Annotated in this window: 14 protein-coding genes and 1 pseudogene; 4 read left to right on the top strand and 11 right to left on the bottom strand. The window is 64.0% G+C overall.

Features of this window, described 5'->3' with window-relative positions; genetic code table 11:
• The first annotated feature begins 8 nt into the window (after positions 1-8).
• From AC3WLP_RS18390 to AC3WLP_RS18380, 3 genes are read left to right on the top strand one after another with little or no spacing between them, the layout of a single operon-like run.
• Positions 9-1,247 carry an exonuclease SbcCD subunit D C-terminal domain-containing protein gene (locus AC3WLP_RS18390; protein ID WP_012053234.1) on the top strand — a complete coding sequence of 413 codons (1,239 nt, stop codon included), beginning with the start codon at positions 9-11 and terminating at the stop codon, positions 1,245-1,247.
• Complete coding sequence (locus tag AC3WLP_RS18385; protein ID WP_088513114.1) at positions 1,244-4,888, top strand: AAA family ATPase; 3,645 nt, start codon at positions 1,244-1,246, stop codon at positions 4,886-4,888. Before AC3WLP_RS18390 ends, AC3WLP_RS18385 begins: the two co-directional genes overlap by 4 nt.
• A complete protein-coding gene (locus tag AC3WLP_RS18380; protein WP_088513113.1) occupies positions 4,885-5,478 on the top strand; it encodes a glutathione S-transferase in 594 nt (197 codons plus the stop codon). The genes AC3WLP_RS18385 and AC3WLP_RS18380 overlap by 4 nt, the downstream gene beginning before the upstream one ends.
• Before the next feature lie 72 nt (positions 5,479-5,550).
• Here AC3WLP_RS18380 and AC3WLP_RS18375 read toward each other — a convergent pair whose 3' ends face one another.
• The 11 genes from AC3WLP_RS18375 to AC3WLP_RS18325 form a co-directional block, all read right to left on the bottom strand.
• Entirely contained in the window at positions 5,551-5,727 is a 177-nt protein-coding gene (locus AC3WLP_RS18375) for a hypothetical protein (protein WP_012053237.1), read from the bottom strand.
• Between the two features lie 122 nt (positions 5,728-5,849).
• The gene (locus tag AC3WLP_RS18370) at positions 5,850-6,980 is read right to left on the bottom strand and encodes a lactonase family protein (protein WP_231138363.1); all 1,131 of its coding nucleotides are present in this window, start codon (positions 6,978-6,980) and stop codon (positions 5,850-5,852) included.
• Positions 6,946-7,236, bottom strand: a complete 291-nt coding sequence (locus tag AC3WLP_RS18365) for a DUF5629 family protein (RefSeq protein WP_003247229.1) — start codon at positions 7,234-7,236, stop codon at positions 6,946-6,948. Before AC3WLP_RS18365 ends, AC3WLP_RS18370 begins: the two co-directional genes overlap by 35 nt.
• Positions 7,237-7,387: 151 nt before the next feature.
• Positions 7,388-9,787 (bottom strand): efflux RND transporter permease subunit, encoded by a 2,400-nt coding sequence (locus AC3WLP_RS18360; protein ID WP_003247228.1) that lies wholly within the window; start codon positions 9,785-9,787, stop codon positions 7,388-7,390.
• Positions 9,784-10,824, bottom strand: coding sequence for a WD40/YVTN/BNR-like repeat-containing protein (locus AC3WLP_RS18355; RefSeq protein ID WP_012053239.1), 1,041 nt, complete (start codon positions 10,822-10,824; stop codon positions 9,784-9,786). The genes AC3WLP_RS18360 and AC3WLP_RS18355 overlap by 4 nt, the downstream gene beginning before the upstream one ends.
• A gap of 271 nt (positions 10,825-11,095) precedes the next feature.
• Positions 11,096-13,753 (bottom strand): aminopeptidase N, encoded by a 2,658-nt coding sequence (gene pepN, locus AC3WLP_RS18350; RefSeq protein WP_014754019.1) that lies wholly within the window; start codon positions 13,751-13,753, stop codon positions 11,096-11,098.
• A 13-nt stretch (positions 13,754-13,766) separates the two neighbouring features.
• Positions 13,767-14,597, bottom strand: coding sequence for a DUF2797 domain-containing protein (locus AC3WLP_RS18345; RefSeq protein WP_014754020.1), 831 nt, complete (start codon positions 14,595-14,597; stop codon positions 13,767-13,769).
• Entirely contained in the window at positions 14,594-14,854 is a 261-nt protein-coding gene (locus tag AC3WLP_RS18340) for a YeaC family protein (RefSeq protein ID WP_003247224.1), read from the bottom strand. The genes AC3WLP_RS18345 and AC3WLP_RS18340 overlap by 4 nt, the downstream gene beginning before the upstream one ends.
• A 13-nt stretch (positions 14,855-14,867) precedes the next feature.
• Complete coding sequence (locus tag AC3WLP_RS18335; protein ID WP_012053241.1) at positions 14,868-15,755, bottom strand: rhomboid family intramembrane serine protease; 888 nt, start codon at positions 15,753-15,755, stop codon at positions 14,868-14,870.
• Positions 15,752-16,723 (bottom strand): metallophosphoesterase, encoded by a 972-nt coding sequence (locus tag AC3WLP_RS18330; RefSeq protein WP_003247221.1) that lies wholly within the window; start codon positions 16,721-16,723, stop codon positions 15,752-15,754. The genes AC3WLP_RS18335 and AC3WLP_RS18330 overlap by 4 nt, the downstream gene beginning before the upstream one ends.
• Complete coding sequence (locus tag AC3WLP_RS18325; protein ID WP_003247220.1) at positions 16,723-17,613, bottom strand: NAD(+) kinase; 891 nt, start codon at positions 17,611-17,613, stop codon at positions 16,723-16,725. The genes AC3WLP_RS18330 and AC3WLP_RS18325 overlap by 1 nt, the downstream gene beginning before the upstream one ends.
• Here AC3WLP_RS18325 and AC3WLP_RS18320 point away from each other — a divergent pair.
• Positions 17,612-17,802, top strand: a pseudogene (locus tag AC3WLP_RS18320) (DUF1853 family protein); the annotation flags it as partial. The gene AC3WLP_RS18325 and the pseudogene AC3WLP_RS18320 sit on opposite strands and share 2 nt — an antisense overlap.

Below are 17,802 nucleotides of genomic sequence, written 5' to 3'. Positions count from 1 at the left end.
GGTCATCCATGCGTCTGTTTCATACCTCCGACTGGCACCTGGGCCAAAGCCTGCACGGCCAGGAACGCGACTTCGAACACGCCTGCTTCCTCGACTGGCTGCTCGGCCAGCTGCGCCTGCGCCAGCCGGATGCGCTGCTGATTGCGGGCGACATCTTCGACACCGTCAACCCACCCGTCAAAGCCCAGGAACGCCTCTACGACTTCATCGTCCAGGCCCATGAGCAACAGCCCAAGCTGGACATTGTGATGATCGCCGGCAACCACGACTCCGGTTCGCGCATCGAGCTGCCCGCCGCACTCATGCGCCGCCTGCGCACCCATGCGTTGGGCCGTGTGCACTGGCTGGACGAGGGCCAGCTGGATGCCGAGCGCCTGCTGATCCCTCTGACCAACGGCCGGGGCAAGGTCGCTGCCTGGTGCCTGGCCCTGCCCTTCCTGCGGCCGGCCGAAGTCACCGGCCCGCAGCTGGGTGACGATTACCTGCAAGGCATCACCCAGGTGCACCAGCAACTGATCGCCGCCGCCCTGAAGAAACGCAAGAAAGACCAGGCGCTGATCGCCATCAGCCACGCGCACATGGCCGGTGGCGCGGTGTCGGAAGACTCCGAACGCAGCCTGATCATCGGCAACGCCGAGGCGCTGCCGGCCAAGCTGTTCGACAAGGCTATCAGCTACGTCGCCCTGGGCCATCTGCACAAACCGCAGAAGGTCAACCGCGAAGAACGCATCCGCTACAGCGGCTCGCCAATCCCGCTGTCGTTCGCCGAAATCAACTACCCGCACCAGGTCCTGGAAGTGGAGCTGGACGGCAACGGCCTGGTCAGCGTCGAGCCACGCCCCGTACCACGCGCCGTGGCCCTGCAACGGGTGGGCCCGGCACCGCTGGGCGAGCTGTTGCAGCAACTGGCCGACCTGCCCGTGATCGACCTGCTTGAAGACCCCAACCGCCAGCCCTGGCTGGAGGTGCGGGTGATGCTCGACGAGCCGCAACCCGACCTGCGCCAGCAGATCGAAACCGCGCTTGAAGGCAAGGCGGTACGGTTGATCCGCATCAGCGCCGAGTACGCCGGCCGCAACAACGCCGAGGACGATGACCTGGCCTTTGTCGAACTGGCCCAGATGACCCCGCAAGACCTGTTCAGCCGCGCCTGGGAGCAAGCCTACGGCAACCCCGCCGACGAGCAGGCGCTGGCCGACTTCGCCCTGCTGTTGCAGGACGTGCAGCAGGAAGAGGAACAGCCATGAAGATTCTCGCCATCCGCCTGAAGAACCTGGCATCGCTGGCCGGCCCGATCGACATCGATTTCACCGCAGAACCGTTGGCCAGCGCTGGCCTGTTCGCTATCACCGGGCCTACCGGTGCTGGCAAGAGCACCTTGCTTGACGCCCTGTGCCTGGCGCTGTTCGGCACCGTGCCGCGCCTCAATGCCATTGGCCGTGAGGCCAAGGTGCCGGACGCCGACGGCGACATCCCCACCTCCGACCCGCGCAACCTGCTGCGCCGTGGCACCGGCAGCGGGTTTGCCGAGGTCGATTTCGTCGGCATCGACGGCCGCCGCTACCGCGCCCGCTGGGAAGCCAACCGCGCCCGCGACAAGGCCAACGGCAAACTGCAGCACAGCCGTCAAAGCTTCTACGACCTCGACAGCGAGCAAGTGCTCGGCAGTGGCAAGAACGAATACAAGCAACTGGTCGAAGCCCGTTTGGGCCTGAACTTCGAACAGTTCACCCGTGCGGTGATGCTGGCCCAGAGCGAGTTCGGCGCGTTCCTCAAGGCCGACGACAAAGACCGCAGCGAGTTGCTGGAAAAGCTCACCAACACCGCGATCTACACCCGCCTGGGCCAGCGTGCCTTCAGCAAGGCGCGCGAAGCCGGCGAGGCGCACAACACCCTGAAAGAGCGCGCCAGCCACCTGCTGCCGATGGCTGCCGAGGCCCGTGCCGAGCTCGACAAGCGCCTGGAGCAGGCGCAGCAGCAGTTCAAGGCCGACCAGGCCGGCGAGCGCCAGCTGGAGCAGCAACGCAACTGGCTGAATGAACAATGCCAGCTACAGGCCCAACACACCGAAGCCAGCACCACGCTGCAGGCCGCCGAACTGGACTGGCAACAGCTGGCCGAACCACGCCTGGACCTGGCACGCCTGGAGCGCCTGGCCCCACAGCGTCACCAGTTCCACCGCCGACAGGCCCTGAGCGCACAGCTGGCGCCAGTGGCCGCGAAAATGGCCGAACAGCAACAGCAGCAAGCCGAACTGCAGGTGCGCACCCGCGAGCTCGAACAGGCGCTGGACACTGCGCGCCAAGCGCTTGCGGACCGCCAGGCCCAGCACAGCGAGAACGCGCCGCGCCTGCGCCAGGCCTTTGCCGCCCAGGACAGCCTGGCACGCCTGAACCAGGAGCTGGCCGCCCAGCGCAGCATCAGCCAACAGGCGCAACAACAGGTCGCTGACGGCCAGCAGCAACTGCAGCAGCTGGAAGACAACCAGCAGCGCAGCGTGCAGCAACTGGCGCAGATCGACACCGCGCTTGCCGACAGCCAGCACCTGGCGGGCCTGGCCAATGCCTGGCACGCCTACCTGCCGCAACTGAAACAGGTGATGCTAATCGGTGGCCGCCTGACCAAGGGCCGAGAAGAGCTACCCGGCTTGCAGGCCCAGGCCAGCCAGGCCAATGCGCACCTGCAGGCCGAGCGCGATGCCTACGACCTGTTGTTCCGTGAAGCCAAGGCCGAACCCCAGGCCCTGGCCGAACAGATCGACCTGCTCGGCGGCATGCTGCAGGACAACCGCAAACAGCAGCGCGCCGTAGAAGAAATGTCACGCCTGCACGGCCGGGAACAGGAGCTGCGCCAGCAGCTGGATGCCCTGCGCGAACGGCAGCAGCAGGCCATGCTGCAACGCCAGCAACTGATTACCGAAGGCACCGCCGCCAAGGCCGAGCTGGAGGCCGCCGAGCAGGCGTTGATCCTCACCCGTCAACTGCTGGAACGGCAACGCCTGGCACGCAACACCAGCGTCGAAGAACTGCGTGACCAACTGCGTGACGGCGAACCCTGCCCGGTCTGTGGCAGCGCCGAACACCCCTTCCATCAGCCAGAAGCGCTGCTGCAGAGCTTGGGTCGCCATGACCAGGCCGAAGAGCACGCCGCGCAGAAGCAGGTCGAAACGCTCAACAACACGCTGGTGGAGCTGCGTACCCAGCTGGGTGTGGTCAATGCCCAGCTCAAGGACTTCCAGCAGCAACAGCAGCAACTGGGCGAACAGTTGCAACCGCTGGTGGCTCAGGTACAGGCACACAGCCTATGGCCAGCCCTCGCCCCGCAGGACGACAAGGCCCGTAGCACCTGGCTCGACAGCCAGCTGCGTCGCCTGGATGAAGAAATCAGCCAGGACGAGAAACGCCAGAGCGCCCTGCTGGCCCTGCAAAAAGACGCCGCCCGCCTGAACCAGCAATTGCAGGCGGCCCACGACGCCCAGCAACAGGCCCAGCGCCATCTGGAGCAACAGCACCAGGCCCTGGCCAACGACGAACAGCTGTTGCAGCAAGGCCTGAACGACCTGGCCGGCGTACTGCCAGAGGAAGCGCTCAAGGCCCTCAACGACGACCCGTCCAATGCCTTCCTCGCCCTCGACCAGCAGATTGCCCAGCGCCTGCAGCAACTGGAACAGCGCAAGGACGAACAGGAAGAACAGCAAGCCCGGCAAGCCCAGCTGGACAAACTGCGCGATCAGCAACAGGCGCGCGTGCAAGGCCTGCAACAGTTGCAACACACGCTCGCGGCCCTCGACGAACAGCGCCAGCAGGCCCAGACGTCGCTCGGCGAGCTGCTAGGCGAACATGCCAGTGCCGAAGCCTGGCAGCAGCATATGGAAGCCACGCTGGAACAAGCCCGCGCCCTCGATGCCGACACCGCCCAGCGCCTGCAAGATCTGCGCACCCAAGGCGTGCAACTGGCCAGCGAGCTCAAGGCCAATACCCAGCAACAACAGGCACTGGATGCCGAATGCCAACAGTTGCAGGCCCAGATCGCCCATTGGCGCAGCGAGCATCCGGAACTGGACGATGCCGGCCTCGATCGCCTGCTGGCCATGGATGACGCGCAAGTCAATGAATTGCGCCAGCGTTTGCAAGGCGCGGAAAAAGCCATCGAGCAGGGCCGCGTGCTGCTGCAGGAACGTGAGCAGCGCCTGCAACAACACGCCGCACAAATGACCGTGGACACCTCGGCCGAAGCCTTGGAACACGCCCTGACCGAGCTGCGCGGGCGGCTGGTCAACCATGAGCAGCAGTGCGCCGAATTGCGTGCACAACAGGCCGACGATCAGCGCCGCCAGCAGGCCCACCAGGCGCTGGCGGCAGAAATCGAACAGGCCCACCAGCAGTGGCAACGCTGGGCCCGCCTCAATGCCCTGATCGGTTCGGCCTCCGGTGATGTGTTCCGCAAGATCGCCCAAGGCTACAACCTTGATCTGCTGCTGCACCACGCCAACGCCCAGCTACGTCAGCTGGCCCGTCGCTACCGCCTCAAGCGCGGCGGCAGCGCCCTTGGCCTGCTGGTGCTGGACACCGAGATGGGCGACGAACTGCGTTCGGTGCACTCGTTGTCGGGCGGGGAAACCTTCCTGGTGTCGCTGGCCCTGGCGCTGGGCCTGGCGTCGATGGCGTCCAGCACCTTGCGTATCGAGTCGCTGTTCATCGACGAAGGCTTCGGCAGCCTCGACCCCGAGTCGCTGCAACTGGCAATGAACGCCCTCGACGGCTTGCAAGCCCAGGGCCGCAAAGTGGCGGTGATTTCCCACGTACAGGAAATGCACGAGCGCATCCCGGTCCAGATCCAGGTGCGGCGCCAGGGTAATGGCCTCAGTGACGTGGAGGTGTGCGGGTGATCCTCTACTCGTTCCGCCGCTGCCCATGGGCCATGCGTGCGCGCCTGGCCCTGCGCTATGCCGGCTGCGAGGTGGAAATTTGCGAGGTGGCGATGAAGAACAAGCCGGCAGAGCTGCTGGCCTTGTCGCCCAAGGGCATGGTACCGGTGCTGGATACCGGTGCCGAGGTACTGGAAGAGAGCCTGGACATCATGCGCTGGGCGCTGACGCAAAACGACCCGCAGGATTGGCGGCTACAGGCCACCCCTGCGGCTGCGCAGCAGGCTGAAACGCTGATTGCGCGCAATGACACCACGTTCAAGGCGCACGTGAACCTGTACAAGTATGCCGAACGTTACCCGGAGCATTCCCGCGAGCATTACCGCCAGCAGGCCGAGGCCTGGCTGGCGGAGCTCGAAGGCTTGCTGGTGGGGCGGGCTTACCTGCTGGCCGACCACCCGAGCATGGCCGATGCCGCGTTGCTGCCCCTGATGCGCCAGTTTGCCGGGGTCGAACCGCAGTGGTTCGCCGAGGCGGCTTATCCGCGTGTGCGGAGCTGGCTGGAGGGGTGGCTGGCTTCGGAACTGTTCAGGTCAGTGATGGCCAAATGAGTTCACGCGATACCTTGTAGGAGCGGCCTTGTGTCACGACGCAGGCCGCTCCTACAGGACACCGCACAAGGCTCAGTGGTGGTGCTTGCCACTCAGGGCCGCATGGAAATGGGCGCTCTGGCGCAGGTACTGCTCGGTGTAGCTGTGGGTGGCAGAAGCCTTGCTGCTGTCGGCATGGGCATGCGCTGGCAGGACGACCGATGCGGAAATGGCGGATGCGGCAATAACCGGGAAGAGATTGAAGTTCATCTGGGCTGACCTCGACGGCGGTGGTTTGACGGTGGCCCTTTTGGGCCTTGGGTCAAACTTACGCCGCCGAGGCCGCACGCAAAAATTCATTGCAGCAGTACCGATTATCACGCTGATCGATATCACTCGATGAACTTGAGGTCCGAGGGTGCATCCTGCTTCAGCGTCTGCACCGTCTCCAGCAGCTTGCCACTGCGCGGATCGCGACGTATCACCACGATCTGGTTGCTCTTCTGGTTGGCCACCAGCAGGAAGTTGTCACTCGGGTCCAGGGCAAACTCCCGAGGGTGATCGCCTTCCACCGGGCGACGCTGCAGGAACGTCAACTGGCCGTCCTGCTTGCCCACGCTGAACGCCACAATTTCATTGGCCGTGCCACGGTTGCTCACGTACAGGAAGCGCCCGTCCGCCGACAGGTGCAAGCCACCTGCCGCCTTCGCTGCGGCCTCCTGGCGCTCGGTCAGGGGTAAGCGCTGGCGTTCAACCAGGTTGCCGTCCTGCACATCGAACATCACCACCTCGGCGTTCATTTCCAGGGTGAGGTAGGCGTGCCGGCCCTTGGCGTCGAACAGCAAGTGACGCGGACCGCTGCCCGGCGGCAAGGCCACGGACGCAGGTATCGCCGCTGTCAGCGGGTGGTCCGCACTGGCACCGTCGTAGCGGTAGATAAACACCTTGTCGGCACCCAGGTCGCTGGCATACAGGTGCTGGCCATCCGACGACAGCACCAGCGAATGCACGTGGGCGCCGGCCTGACGCTCAGGGTTGACCCCGCTCGCCTTATGCCGGGCCTGTTGCACCACGGGCTTGAGCGTGCCGTCCTTGGCCACCGGGATCACCACCAGGCTGCCACCGGGGTCGGGGTTGACCGCGTAGTTGGCCACGAACAGGTAGCGCTGGTCACGGCTGAGGCTGGCGTGGGTGGGCTCGTCGCCCTGGGTGACCACTTGGTTGAGCGGCTTGATTTCGCCTTTGCTGCTGATGCTGAAACTGCTGGCATGGCCCTGCGGGGTCTCATTCACCGCGAACAGCTGACGCTGGTCGGCCGACAGCACCAGCCACGAAGGGCTGACGCTTTTCACCACCTGCAGAGGTGTGGGGCCGATTTGGCCGGCCTTGTCGTCGAAATGGTAGCGGTAGATACCCTGGCTGGCGCCATCGGTGTAGCTGCCCACCAGCAAGGTGGCAGCGTGGGCAGAGATTGTCAGGCTCATCAGGCTAGCGGTCAGCAGGCTCGTCCAGGTCCGGTTCATCTTGGTCATCATCCGGGGCACGAAAGGCACTCATACAGACTAGCCGATGCTCGCCGTTGGCATCGTTGAGTTGCCATTCATCGCCGGAGGCGATAGCGGCGGCGACTTGTTCGGGGGTGAAGGACCAGCGGCGAAGCTGGCGGCCGTCCATGCATTCGACGGTGAGACCGGATGCGTCGGCGGTGAAATCGAAGGCATGCAGGCCGTCAATCAGGAGCATGTCGCAGGACTGCAGGGCGGTGGCGAGGGGGGACATGGGGGTACCTGTGGAAGATGTGGCGGCATTATAACCCTGGTGCTGCTTTGCAGCCCAATCGCGACACAAGGCTGCCTCCACACGGGAACGCGAACCTAGTGGAGGAGCGGCCTTGTGTCGCGATTGGGCCGCAATGCGGCCCCCTTGCGATTCAATGGGCGAAAATCGAGCCCCCCTCCTTGCCCACCATCTTCTCCGGCTTGATCAGGAACCGTGCCAGCGCCGGCAGCAGCCACAGCGCGCCAAACATGTTCCACAGCAGCATGAAGGTCAGCATCAGCCCCATATCAGCCTGGAACTTGATTGCCGAGAAGATCCAGGTGCACACGCCGATGGCCAGGCACAAGCCAGTGAACAACACGGCTTTACCCGTCGAGCGCAGGGTCTGGTAATAGGCCTCCTGCAACGGCAGCCCCGCACGCAGGAAGCTCTCCAGCCGGCTGTAGATGTAGATGCCGTAATCCACGCCAATCCCCACCCCCAGCGCCACCACCGGCAAGGTCGCCACCTTCACCCCGATGCCCATATAGGCCATCAGCGCGTTGCCCAGCACCGAGGTCAGCACCAGGGGCAGCACGATGCACAGCGTGGCGGCGAACGAGCGGAAGGTGATCAGGCACATCACTGCCACGCAGATGTACACCAGGATCAGGATGGTCAGTTCGGCCGACTTGATCACTTCGTTGGTCGCTGCCTCGATACCGGCGTTGCCCGCCGCCAGCAGGAACTGCAGGCCTTCCTTGTCATGGCTGTCGGCAAACGCCTTGGCCACGGCGGTGACACGCTCCAGCGTTTCAGCCTTGTGGTCATTGAGGAACACCAGCACGGGTGCCAATGAGCAGTCGCCGTTGTAAAGGCCGTCAGCCCGGGCGATGGAGTTGTTGAGGATGTCCGGGTTACGCGACAGGGTTTCCCATTTCAGGCTGCCCTCGTTCATGCCCTTGATCACCTGCTTGGAAACGGTGACCAGGGAAATCGCCGACTGCACGCCAGGGGTATTTTCCATGGTCCACATCAGCTCGTCGATCGGCGCCATGGTCGAGTGGACCGAGCACTTCTCCGACGGCGTCTTGACCATGATCACCAGCACATCGGAACTGGTCGAGTAGTTGCTGATGATGAAGTTGTTGTCCTGGTTGTAGCGTGAGTCGGGGCGCAGCTCCGGTGCACCCTGGTCGAGGTCGCCGATCTTCAGGTTCTGGCTGTACCACAAGCCCCCGGCGAAGGCGAGCAGCGCCAGCACCACCGACACCGGCGCTACCTTGGCACTGGCGAAGTTCGACAACAGGCGCCAGAACGGGTGCTCGCGCGTCGCGTCTTTCTTGCTGCGCTCGATGGCCTTCTTGCTGATGCCCACGTAGGAGATGGCCACCGGCAGCAGGATCAGGTTGGTGAACACGATCACCGCCACGCCGATGGAGGCGCCGATGGCCAATTCGCGAATCACCCCGATGTCGATGATCAGCAGGGTAATGAAGCCCACCGCGTCGGCAAGGATGGCGATCATTCCCGGCAGGAACAACTGACGGAATGTGCGCCGGGCAGCGGTAAGGGCGTTGTCGGCGTCACTCGACTGCAGGGCGATGCCGTTGATCTTCTGCACCCCGTGGGAAATGCCGATGGCGAAGATCAGGAACGGCACCAGCATCGAGTACGGGTCCAGGCCAAAGCCCACCGCATGCATCAGCCCCAGCTGCCAGACCACCGCCACCAGCGTGGTAATGAGCACGGCGACAGTGCTGCGGATGCACCAGGTAAACCAGTACAACAGCACCCAGGTGATCACCAGGGCGACGCCGAAGAACATCGCCACCATCACCAGGCCATCGATCAGGTCACCGACCTTCTTGGCAAAGCCGACGATGTGGATTTTTACATTGGGGTTCTGCGCTTGGAACTTGTCACGGATCTTCTCTTCCAGCAGGTGAGAGAACTGCTGGTAGTCCAGCTTCACCTGTTTGCCCGGGTCCTGCGGGTCGGGGTAGCTCTCCAGCAGCGGCACGTCGACGATGCTGGACTTGAAGTTGTTGCCTACCAGACGCCCCACCTGGCCTGACTTGAGCACGTTGTCGCGCAGGGTATCGAGGCTGTCCTGCGACCCGTTGTAGGTGTTAGGGATGACCTCGCCACCGGAAAACCCCTCTTCGGTGACCTCGCTCCAGCGCACGCTGGGGCTCCACAGTGACTTCAGCCCGGCCCGATCGACACCCGGGATGTAGAACACTTCGTCATGGATCTGACGCAGGGTCTCCATGTAGTCCTTGTCGAAGATGTCACCGTTCACCGCCTCCACCGAGATGCGCACGGTGTTGCCGAGGTTGGCCAGGTCGTTGCGGTGCTCCATCATCTGCTCGATGAACGGATGCTGCAGCGGGATCATCTTCTCGAAGCTGGTGGAGGGGCGAATCTGCGTGGCCTGCCAGAACAGGAAAATGCTGACCAGCACGCACAGGGCGATGACCACTGGGCGGTTGTTGAAGATCAGGCGTTCGAGCAGCGTGGCTTTATCCTGGTGATGCGGGTGCATGGCAATGCTCTCCCTGCTGGTCATGGGCGCACCTCCCGGGCCGCCTGATCAGCCCCTTCGGCGCTGGCCAGGTGCACCCCCCCCTGCCCCACCAGCAGCAGGCCGCCGTTGGCCAGGCCACTGACGCCGGCCAGGGCCAGGCGGTCGGCACGGTTGTACACGCTGAAGGTCTGGCCGTCGTCCGTGCTGCGCAGCACGCTGCCACCATTGCCGACCAGCACCAGGCTGCCATCATCGACAAGCGTAGCGCCTGCCAGGCCGAACTCCAGGGTACCGCGCGCGGCCTTGAGTTCGATCGGCTGCCAGCTGTCACCGAAGTCGCTGGAGCGGAACAGGTTGCCGCGAAGGCCGTAGGCCAGCAGGGTCTGCGGCCTGGCGGTGCCGATCACGCCGAACAACGAGCCCTCGTAGGGGCCCTGGACCTTGGCCCAGGTCTGGCCGTTGTCGGTGGAGCGAAACATGCCGCCCTGCTCACCCACGATGAACAGGCCGGCATCGCGCACGTGGGCGATACCGTTCAGGTGCAGCTGGTCCGGGTTGTCCAGCCGCTCGGCCACATCCTGCCAGTGCTGCCCACCATCGGTGGTTTCCAGCAAGGCACCATAGGCCCCCACGGCAAAGCCGTGCTGAGCGTCAAGGAAGGAGACATCGAGCAAGGGCGCTTCACGGGCGAGGTCTTCGAACTGCTTGCTCCAGGTGGCGCCGCCGTCGCTGCTGGCGAGGATCTGCGCGTCATGGCCGACGGCCCAGCCACGCTTGTCGTCGAGGAAAAACACGGCAGTGAGCAATTGCCGGGTGGGTACCCGGGCCTGGGTCCAGGTACTGCCTTGGTCGTCGGAGAACAGAATGTGGCCGCGATCACCCACCACCACCAGGCGCTTGCCGGCATGGGTGGCGTCGATCAACAGGCTTTGGCTGGCCTTGGCCGATTCGGTGGAGTATTCGTCGGCGGCCGCGGCCTGGGCGCTGTCTGCCCACACCCCCAATGCCAATGCCAGCATCGCGCTGGCTGCCCATGGCCAGGCACCACGCCTGGCTGGCGTACGTAACTGTTCCCTCATGACTGCCCCCTTGTTGTGTTCTTTTTGGTGGGTCAATGCATTGCAGGCTTTGCAAAAAGCCTGATCTAGAGGCCTGCAATCGCTTGAGGGGATCGTAGCGGGGATGTTTGCGGGAATACAACGGGCGGGGTGTTATGTTTTGTTGTCGGCCGGGGAAAGCCGGGGCCGCTGGGCGGCCCTTCGCGGGTAAACCCGCCCGACAAAGGTTACGTCCCCCTGTAGGAGCGGGTTCACCCGCGAAGGGCTGCAAAGCAGCCCCAATTCACAAGAATTACGCCAGACTCTTGCTCACAACCTCATACACATCACTGGACAACTCACCCGAAGCCAGAATGCGCTCCAGCTCACCCTTCATCAGCGCCTGACGCGCATCGTCATACTTGCGCCAGCGTGTCAGCGGCGCCAGTTGCCGCGATGCAATCTGCGGATTCAGCGCATTCAGCTCGATCACCAGGTCCGCCAGGAAGCGATACCCGGAGCCATCGGCAGCATGGAAGTTGACCAGGTTCTGCCCGGCAAAGGCACCGATCAGCGCACGCACCTTGTTCGGGTTCTTCAGGGTAAAGGCCGGGTGCTGCATCAACGCCTTGACCCGCGCCAGCCCGCCCGGCAGCGTGCTGGCCGCCTGCACGCTGAACCATTGGTCCATGACCAGCGGGTTGTCCTTGAAGTGCTCGGCAAAGGCCTCCAGCGCTTTGGCGCGCTCGGCCTCGAACGGCGAGTTGACCAGTACCGCCAGCGCGGTAAGGCGCTCGGTCATGTTGTCGCAGTGCTCGAACTGCTCCAGGGTCGCGTCCAGCACCTGTTGCTTGCCACTCTGCATCAGGTACGACAGCGCGATGTTCTGCAGGCTGCGGCGGGCAAAGTGCTCGGCCGAGGCCACATAGGCAGTGCTGCGCGACACTGCACGGTTGGCCTGGTAACGCGCCCACAGGGCGTCGAACAGGTGTTCGGCGATCTGCTGGCGTGCGAACTCACGGGCGGCGTGGATGGCGTCGACGTCGGCCACCTGGCTGATCTCGGTAAGGTACGCCTCACCTGGCAGCGAGAGCATTTCGGCCACCATGGCAGGGTCCAGCGATTCGTTGCCCAGCACAGTGCCCAGGGCGGTGATCAGGCGCTGGTCGAGCTTCAGGGCTTCACCGCGTTGATGCTGGCCGATCAGTTCCTGCAGTACCTGCACCGACAGCTGCTGGCCCGCTTCCCAGCGGTTGAAGCCGTCGCTGTCGTGCTGCATCAGGAACATCAGCTGGTCGCGGTCATACGGGAAGCTCAGCTTCACCGGGGCGCTGAAGCCACGCAGCAGCGACGGCAGCGGCTTGGCCTGAATGCCCTGGAAGGTGAAGGTTTGCTCGGCCTCGGTCACCGACAGCACGCGGCTGGTCCCTTGAGCGGCGTCTTCGCCCGCCAACTGCAGCGGTAGGTCATTGCCGGCGGCATCCAGCAGGCCCAGCTCCACCGGGATCACGAACGGCAGTTTCTCGGCCTTGTCCGGGGTCTGCGGGCAGCTCTGGCGGAACGTCAGGCTGTAGGTCTGCGCGGCGGCGTCATACGCCTCGCTGACCTCCAGACGCGGGGTACCCGCCTGGCTGTACCAGCGCTTGAACTGGGTAAAGTCGACGCCGTTGGCGTCTTCCATGGCCTTGATGAAGTCGTCGGTGGTTACCGCCTGGCCATCGTGACGTTCAAAGTACAGGTCACTGCCTTTACGGAAGCCTTCGGTACCCAACAGGGTACGGACCATGCGCACCACTTCGGCGCCCTTCTCGTAGACGGTCAGGGTGTAGAAGTTGGAGATTTCGATGAAGCTGTCCGGGCGCACCGGGTGGGCCATGGGGCCGGCGTCTTCGGCGAACTGGTGGGTGCGCAGGTAGGCGACGTCTTCGATGCGCTTGACCGTGCGCGAGTTCATGTCGGCACTGAACTCGGCATCGCGGAACACCGTGAAGCCTTCCTTCAGCGACAGCTGGAACCAGTCACGGCAGGTGACACGGTTGCCCGACCAGTTGTGGAAGTACTCGTGAGCGACCACCCCTTCGACGCGCTGGTGCGCAGCATCGGTGGCGGTTTCGGCGCGGGCCAGCACACAGCTGGAGTTGAAGATGTTCAGGCCCTTGTTTTCCATGGCGCCCATGTTGAAGTCATTGACCGCAACAATCATGAAGATGTCCAGGTCGTACTCGCGGCCATAGACTTCTTCGTCCCAGCGCATGGACTTTTTCAGGCTGACCATGGCGTGGTCACACTTGTCGATATTCTCGGGCTCGACGTAGATGCGCAGGGTCACCTCACGGCCGGACTGTCGGGTGAAGCTGTCTTCAACGCACCACAGGTCACCGGCGACCAAGGCGAACAGGTAGGCCGGCTTCATGAACGGGTCTTCCCAGGTCGCCCAGTGACGGCCGTCTTCGGCCGGCCCGCTGCCGATCGGGTTGCCGTTCGACAGCAAGACCGGGTAGCGATGCTGCTCGGCGATGACCGTGGTGGTGAAGGTGCTCATCACGTCCGGGCGGTCGAGGTAGTAGGTGATCTTGCGGAAGCCCTCGGCCTCGCACTGGGTGCAGAACATCTTGCCCGACTTGTATAGGCCTTCCAGGGCGGTGTTGCTTTCCGGGTGGATCTTCACGCTGGTGTCGAGGGTGAAACGCTCGGCCTTGGGCTGTACGGTCAGGCTGTCGGCGTCGAGCCGGTAGTCGCCTGGCTGCAATTCCTGGTCATCCAGGGAGGCGCGCAGCAGTTCCAGCTGCTGGCCATCGAGTTCCAGTGGCGGCAGGCCGGCACCGCGTGCCGGGTTGCGGCGCATGACCAGTTGCGCGTGAACCAGCGTGTGGTCCTCGAACAGCTCGAAGGTCAGGTGCGTCTCGTCGATCAGGTACTCCGGCGCCTGGTAATCCTTGAGGTAGATCACTTGCGGTTGTTCGGTACGCATGTGCAGGTCCTTTTTACTGGAGCACGGCCAACTGGTAGGCCGTGTACTTGCGAATATTGATCACACCGGTGTCGAAGATCAGGTACTGGCCCTTGATGCCCAGCAGCGTGCCCTCGGCCACCGGGTCCTTGTCGAGGTTGAAGCTGACAATCTTCTTCGGGTACGCCTCGACCGGGTAGTTCATCTGCACCACTTCGGCGTCCGGCAGCGGCTGGATCGCCTGCAGGCCAAAGCGCCCCTGCAGCTCGCGCAGGCCGTCGGCGCAGGCTTCGAAGATCTGCTCCCGGATGGCCGGCAGGTCGAGCACCTCGGCATCGCCCTTGAGCAGCGCGCGCCAGTTGGTACGGTCCGGCACCTGGCTGCGCAGCACGTCTTCGACCAGGCCCGATTGCTGCCGGGTGGCCACGCGCATGATCGGCAACGCCTGGCTGGCGCCCTGGTCGAGCCAGCGGGTGGGCAGCTGGGTGGCACGGGTGATGCCGACCTTGATCCCCGACGAATTGGCCAGGTAGACGACGTGGTCGGTCATGCAGAACTGTTCGCCCCACGACGGCTCCCGGCAGGTGCCGGCGTCGTAGTGGCATTTTTCCGGGGCCATGATGCACACATCGCACTGGGCCAGCTTGGTCATGCACGGGTAGCAGTAACCCTGGCTGAAGCTGGTCTTGGTGCGCTTGCCGCAATGGCTGCAATGAATGGCGCCGAGGTATTCCAGGCGCAGGCGCTGACCGATCATGGGGTTGACCGGCACCTGCGTGTCATCCAGGCGGAAGCTGTACTGCACCACCGGTGCCTGCAGGCTTACAGCCATCTTGCTCAACGAGCCACGTGCGAGTTCGATCAATGTACCGAGTCCGACTTGAACAGAATGTTGGCGATGGGCGCGGACTTCGACGCGCACTCCTGCGGGCCCATGTAGCCGGTGCGCTGGTCTTCAGGCAGGTTCTTCATCTCCCAGGCGATGACCGCCTGCAGCGACAGCTCTTTCTGCTCGGCGGTGAGCTTGCGGCCATCGGACCATTTGCCGATTTCCACGGCCAGTTTCAGGCTCTGGTAGATTTCCGGGGTAATGTTTTCAATCATTTGCGCGAAAGTGGACATAGTGTCTCCTGATTCAAGCCGACAGTTTACGCCGGGCCAGCGCCCCACCCAAGAGCCCGGTCAGGCATCCGATGAGCAGCCCGCCGACGTGGGCGGCATTGGCGATCTGGCCAAGGCCGAGCGTGCCGACCACGCCGGTCAGGCATACCACCAGCCAGATCAGCATCATCACCAGCACGCCCTTGGGCAGGTTGAAGTAACGGTCAGGCGCCAGCCACTGGTACAGCCAGATATGCCCGAGCAGGCCGTACAGCACGCCGGACAGACCACCAAACAAGCTCGGCCCACTGGTGTAGTGCTGGGCCAGGTTGGACACCAGGCTGAACAGCAGGGTCAGGCCCAGCAACGCCCACGGGCCCTGGCGCAGTTCGATGCGTTTGCCCAGCTCCCAGTACCACAGGCTGTTCATGGCCAGGTGCAGCACGCCGAAATGCAGCAGCATGGGTGATACCAGGCGCCACCACTGGCCTTCATCCAGGGTTTGCGCCAGCGAGGTGAAGTACAGGTAGTCGCCCTGGACACGGAAGTCGAGGAAGGTGAACCAGCTGATGGTGGTGAAGTTGTCACCAAGGCCCGTAAGGCCGGCGACGATGAAGCACAGCAGCAGTGTGAGGGTGGTGATTTTGCAGGCCTTGGCCTGGGCTGCCAGAGAAGGCTGTGTGGGGGCATTCGCGGGTGAACCCGCCCCTACAGGTTCGGCGCTGGCCGGCAGGTCGGCGTTGCCGTCGGGGTAGCGCTGGTAAAGCTGCAGCACATCTTCGGCCAGGGTGTCGGGGGCCCAGAGGACCTGGGCATCGCCCTCCTCGCTGACCCGGTGCGGTACCTGCAGGCGTTGCAACAGGTGGACGAAGCCGCTGAGGTCGACCGACAGCGGCAGGCGCATCACTTCGATAATGTTCATTGGTTGGCCTGTGGGCGGTCGACGTCGACCCAGACGAACTTGTGTGGGTCTATACGGGTTTCATCATCCAGCCGGTAGGCGACCAGCTTGCCGTAGAGCACGGCGCTGTAGTCCAGGCAGGCCAGGTTGGCGCGGATCGGTGCCGGTCGGCCGCTGCGCCAGTAATGCCCGACGAACAGCATCGGCTGGTCTTCGTCATAACGCAGCAAGGCGTTCTTCTGGCTGTGGCTGAGCGGGGTGCTGGCCACTTCCTCGGGCAGGGCATCGGGCTGGAACACGATGTCACCGTAGGTTTTCGGGTCTTCTTCCCAGAACTTGGTGCGGAAGAACGCGCGGGTCAGGCCGTCGCCGCCGGTCAGCGTCAGCCCGTCCGGCAGGCGCATGTCGGTACCGCGCAACAGGCGGTTGCACACCGTGTCGGCAAAACTGCCACTGACCGCCGAGGCCTGGATGAAGTGCTCATCGATGCGTCCGTCGGGGTATTGCCGGCGCAGCGGCTCGATCAGCCGCGGGTCCCAGCAGGCGTGCACCAGACGGAAGCGCCCTGCGTCGATGAACAGCGGCAGCTGGTAGAACCAGTTGACGAAATCGTGCCAATCGCCGGGGTGTTGGGCAAACTGGGTCAGGGTTTCGTCGATCAGCCGGGCATGCCGCGGCGTGTGTTCGCGGACATAGGCCTTGCCGCTGCCAGGCAGCGCCGGGGTGACCCAGCCCAGGGCATTGTATTCGTGGTTGCCCATGATGCAGAACGCCTGGCCGGCTTCGACCATGTCGTGGACGATGTGCAGCGCCTCACGAATGCGTGGCCCGCGGTCGACGATGTCGCCAAGGAACAGCGCCTGACGTCGCGGGTGGCGCCACACGCCAGCCACGCGCTTGTATCCGAGGGCGTCGAGCAGGCGTTCAAGGGTCAGTGCACAGCCGTGCACGTCGCCGATGATGTCAAAACTTCGCGCCGGATCGAGCATCAGTCGTCACTGCTCCCCAGGCGGCTGCCCCAACCCAGTTTGGTGCGGCAGACCTCGTAGTAATTGTGGTCCAGCGGGTGGATCAGGCGCAGCTTTTGCGGCTTTTTGCTGACCGTGATGGTGTCGCCGGGGGCGCACGTGAAGTGGTTCTGGCCGTCACAGGACACCTGCGGGTAGATCTGCAGGTCCTTGGACACCACGATCTTCAGCTCGCTGTTGCCGTCAACCACGATCGGCCGGCCCGACAAGGTGTGCGGGTACATCGGCACGATGACGATGGCATCGAGCTTGGGGTGCATGATCGGGCCACCGGCCGACAGCGCATAGGCGGTGGAGCCGGTGGGGGTGGCGACGATCAGGCCGTCGGCCTTCTGGCTGCAGACGAACTGGCCGTCGATGTAGATCTCGAACTCGATCATGCGCGTGGACTTGCCCGGGTGCAGCACCACGTCGTTCAGCGCATCGCCCTGGCCGATGGCCTCGTGGTGGCGACGCACCTCGGCCTGCAGCAGGAAACGGTTTTCTACCAGGTAGTGGCCGTCGAGCACTTCGGCGACCTTCTGTTCCAGCTCGTCGGGGCGGATGTCGGTGAGAAAACCCAGGTTGCCACGGTTGATACCCAGCACCGGAATGTTGTGCCGGGCCAGCGCGCGGGCAGCGCCCAGCAGGCTGCCGTCGCCGCCGACCACGATGACCAGGTCGCAGACCTCGCCCAGCAGCTTGCGGGTGGACGTCTGCAAGCCATGGCCGGGCAGCACTTCGGCAATGGTGTCCTCGAGGATCACGTGCAGGTGGCGATCGAGGAGGAATTTTTTCAGTCGGCGAATGGTGTCGAGCACCTGCGAGCTGCCAAGGCGACCGATGATACCGATATTGCGAAATTGCTCCATGGGGCTCCTGCGAGGCTCTGCGGCGGGTGACGATGCGCCGATTATGGGCGAAACCACCGGGCAGCGGCAAACCGGCTATGCTCGCAGGATGACGCCATTCGCCCAGCTTCACGACCTGCCCCGACAACTGCAGCACTCTACCGTGCGTGACCTGGCATGGGCCCTGTTGTCGCCGCCCCTGCTCAGCGC

The sequence above is a fragment of the Pseudomonas sp. FW305-E2 genome, from assembly GCF_058782925.1.
This window is presented reverse-complemented; position numbering and strand designations above follow the sequence as displayed.

What these genes read in the sequence shown, in the direction of transcription:
- AC3WLP_RS18390 (WP_012053234.1), top strand. Translation starts at nt 9, where the DNA reads ATGCGTCTGTTTCATACCTCCGACTGGCACCTGGGCCAAAGCCTGCAC.
- AC3WLP_RS18385 (WP_088513114.1), top strand. Translation starts at nt 1,244, where the DNA reads ATGAAGATTCTCGCCATCCGCCTGAAGAACCTGGCATCGCTGGCCGGC.
- AC3WLP_RS18375 (WP_012053237.1), bottom strand. Translation starts at nt 5,727, where the DNA reads ATGAACTTCAATCTCTTCCCGGTTATTGCCGCATCCGCCATTTCCGCA.
- AC3WLP_RS18370 (WP_231138363.1), bottom strand. Translation starts at nt 6,980, where the DNA reads ATGAACCGGACCTGGACGAGCCTGCTGACCGCTAGCCTGATGAGCCTG.
- AC3WLP_RS18365 (WP_003247229.1), bottom strand. Translation starts at nt 7,236, where the DNA reads ATGTCCCCCCTCGCCACCGCCCTGCAGTCCTGCGACATGCTCCTGATT.
- AC3WLP_RS18360 (WP_003247228.1), bottom strand. Translation starts at nt 9,787, where the DNA reads ATGACCAGCAGGGAGAGCATTGCCATGCACCCGCATCACCAGGATAAA.
- AC3WLP_RS18355 (WP_012053239.1), bottom strand. Translation starts at nt 10,824, where the DNA reads ATGAGGGAACAGTTACGTACGCCAGCCAGGCGTGGTGCCTGGCCATGG.
- pepN (WP_014754019.1), bottom strand. Translation starts at nt 13,753, where the DNA reads ATGCGTACCGAACAACCGCAAGTGATCTACCTCAAGGATTACCAGGCG.
- AC3WLP_RS18340 (WP_003247224.1), bottom strand. Translation starts at nt 14,854, where the DNA reads ATGTCCACTTTCGCGCAAATGATTGAAAACATTACCCCGGAAATCTAC.
- AC3WLP_RS18335 (WP_012053241.1), bottom strand. Translation starts at nt 15,755, where the DNA reads ATGAACATTATCGAAGTGATGCGCCTGCCGCTGTCGGTCGACCTCAGC.
- AC3WLP_RS18330 (WP_003247221.1), bottom strand. Translation starts at nt 16,723, where the DNA reads ATGCTCGATCCGGCGCGAAGTTTTGACATCATCGGCGACGTGCACGGC.
- AC3WLP_RS18325 (WP_003247220.1), bottom strand. Translation starts at nt 17,613, where the DNA reads ATGGAGCAATTTCGCAATATCGGTATCATCGGTCGCCTTGGCAGCTCG.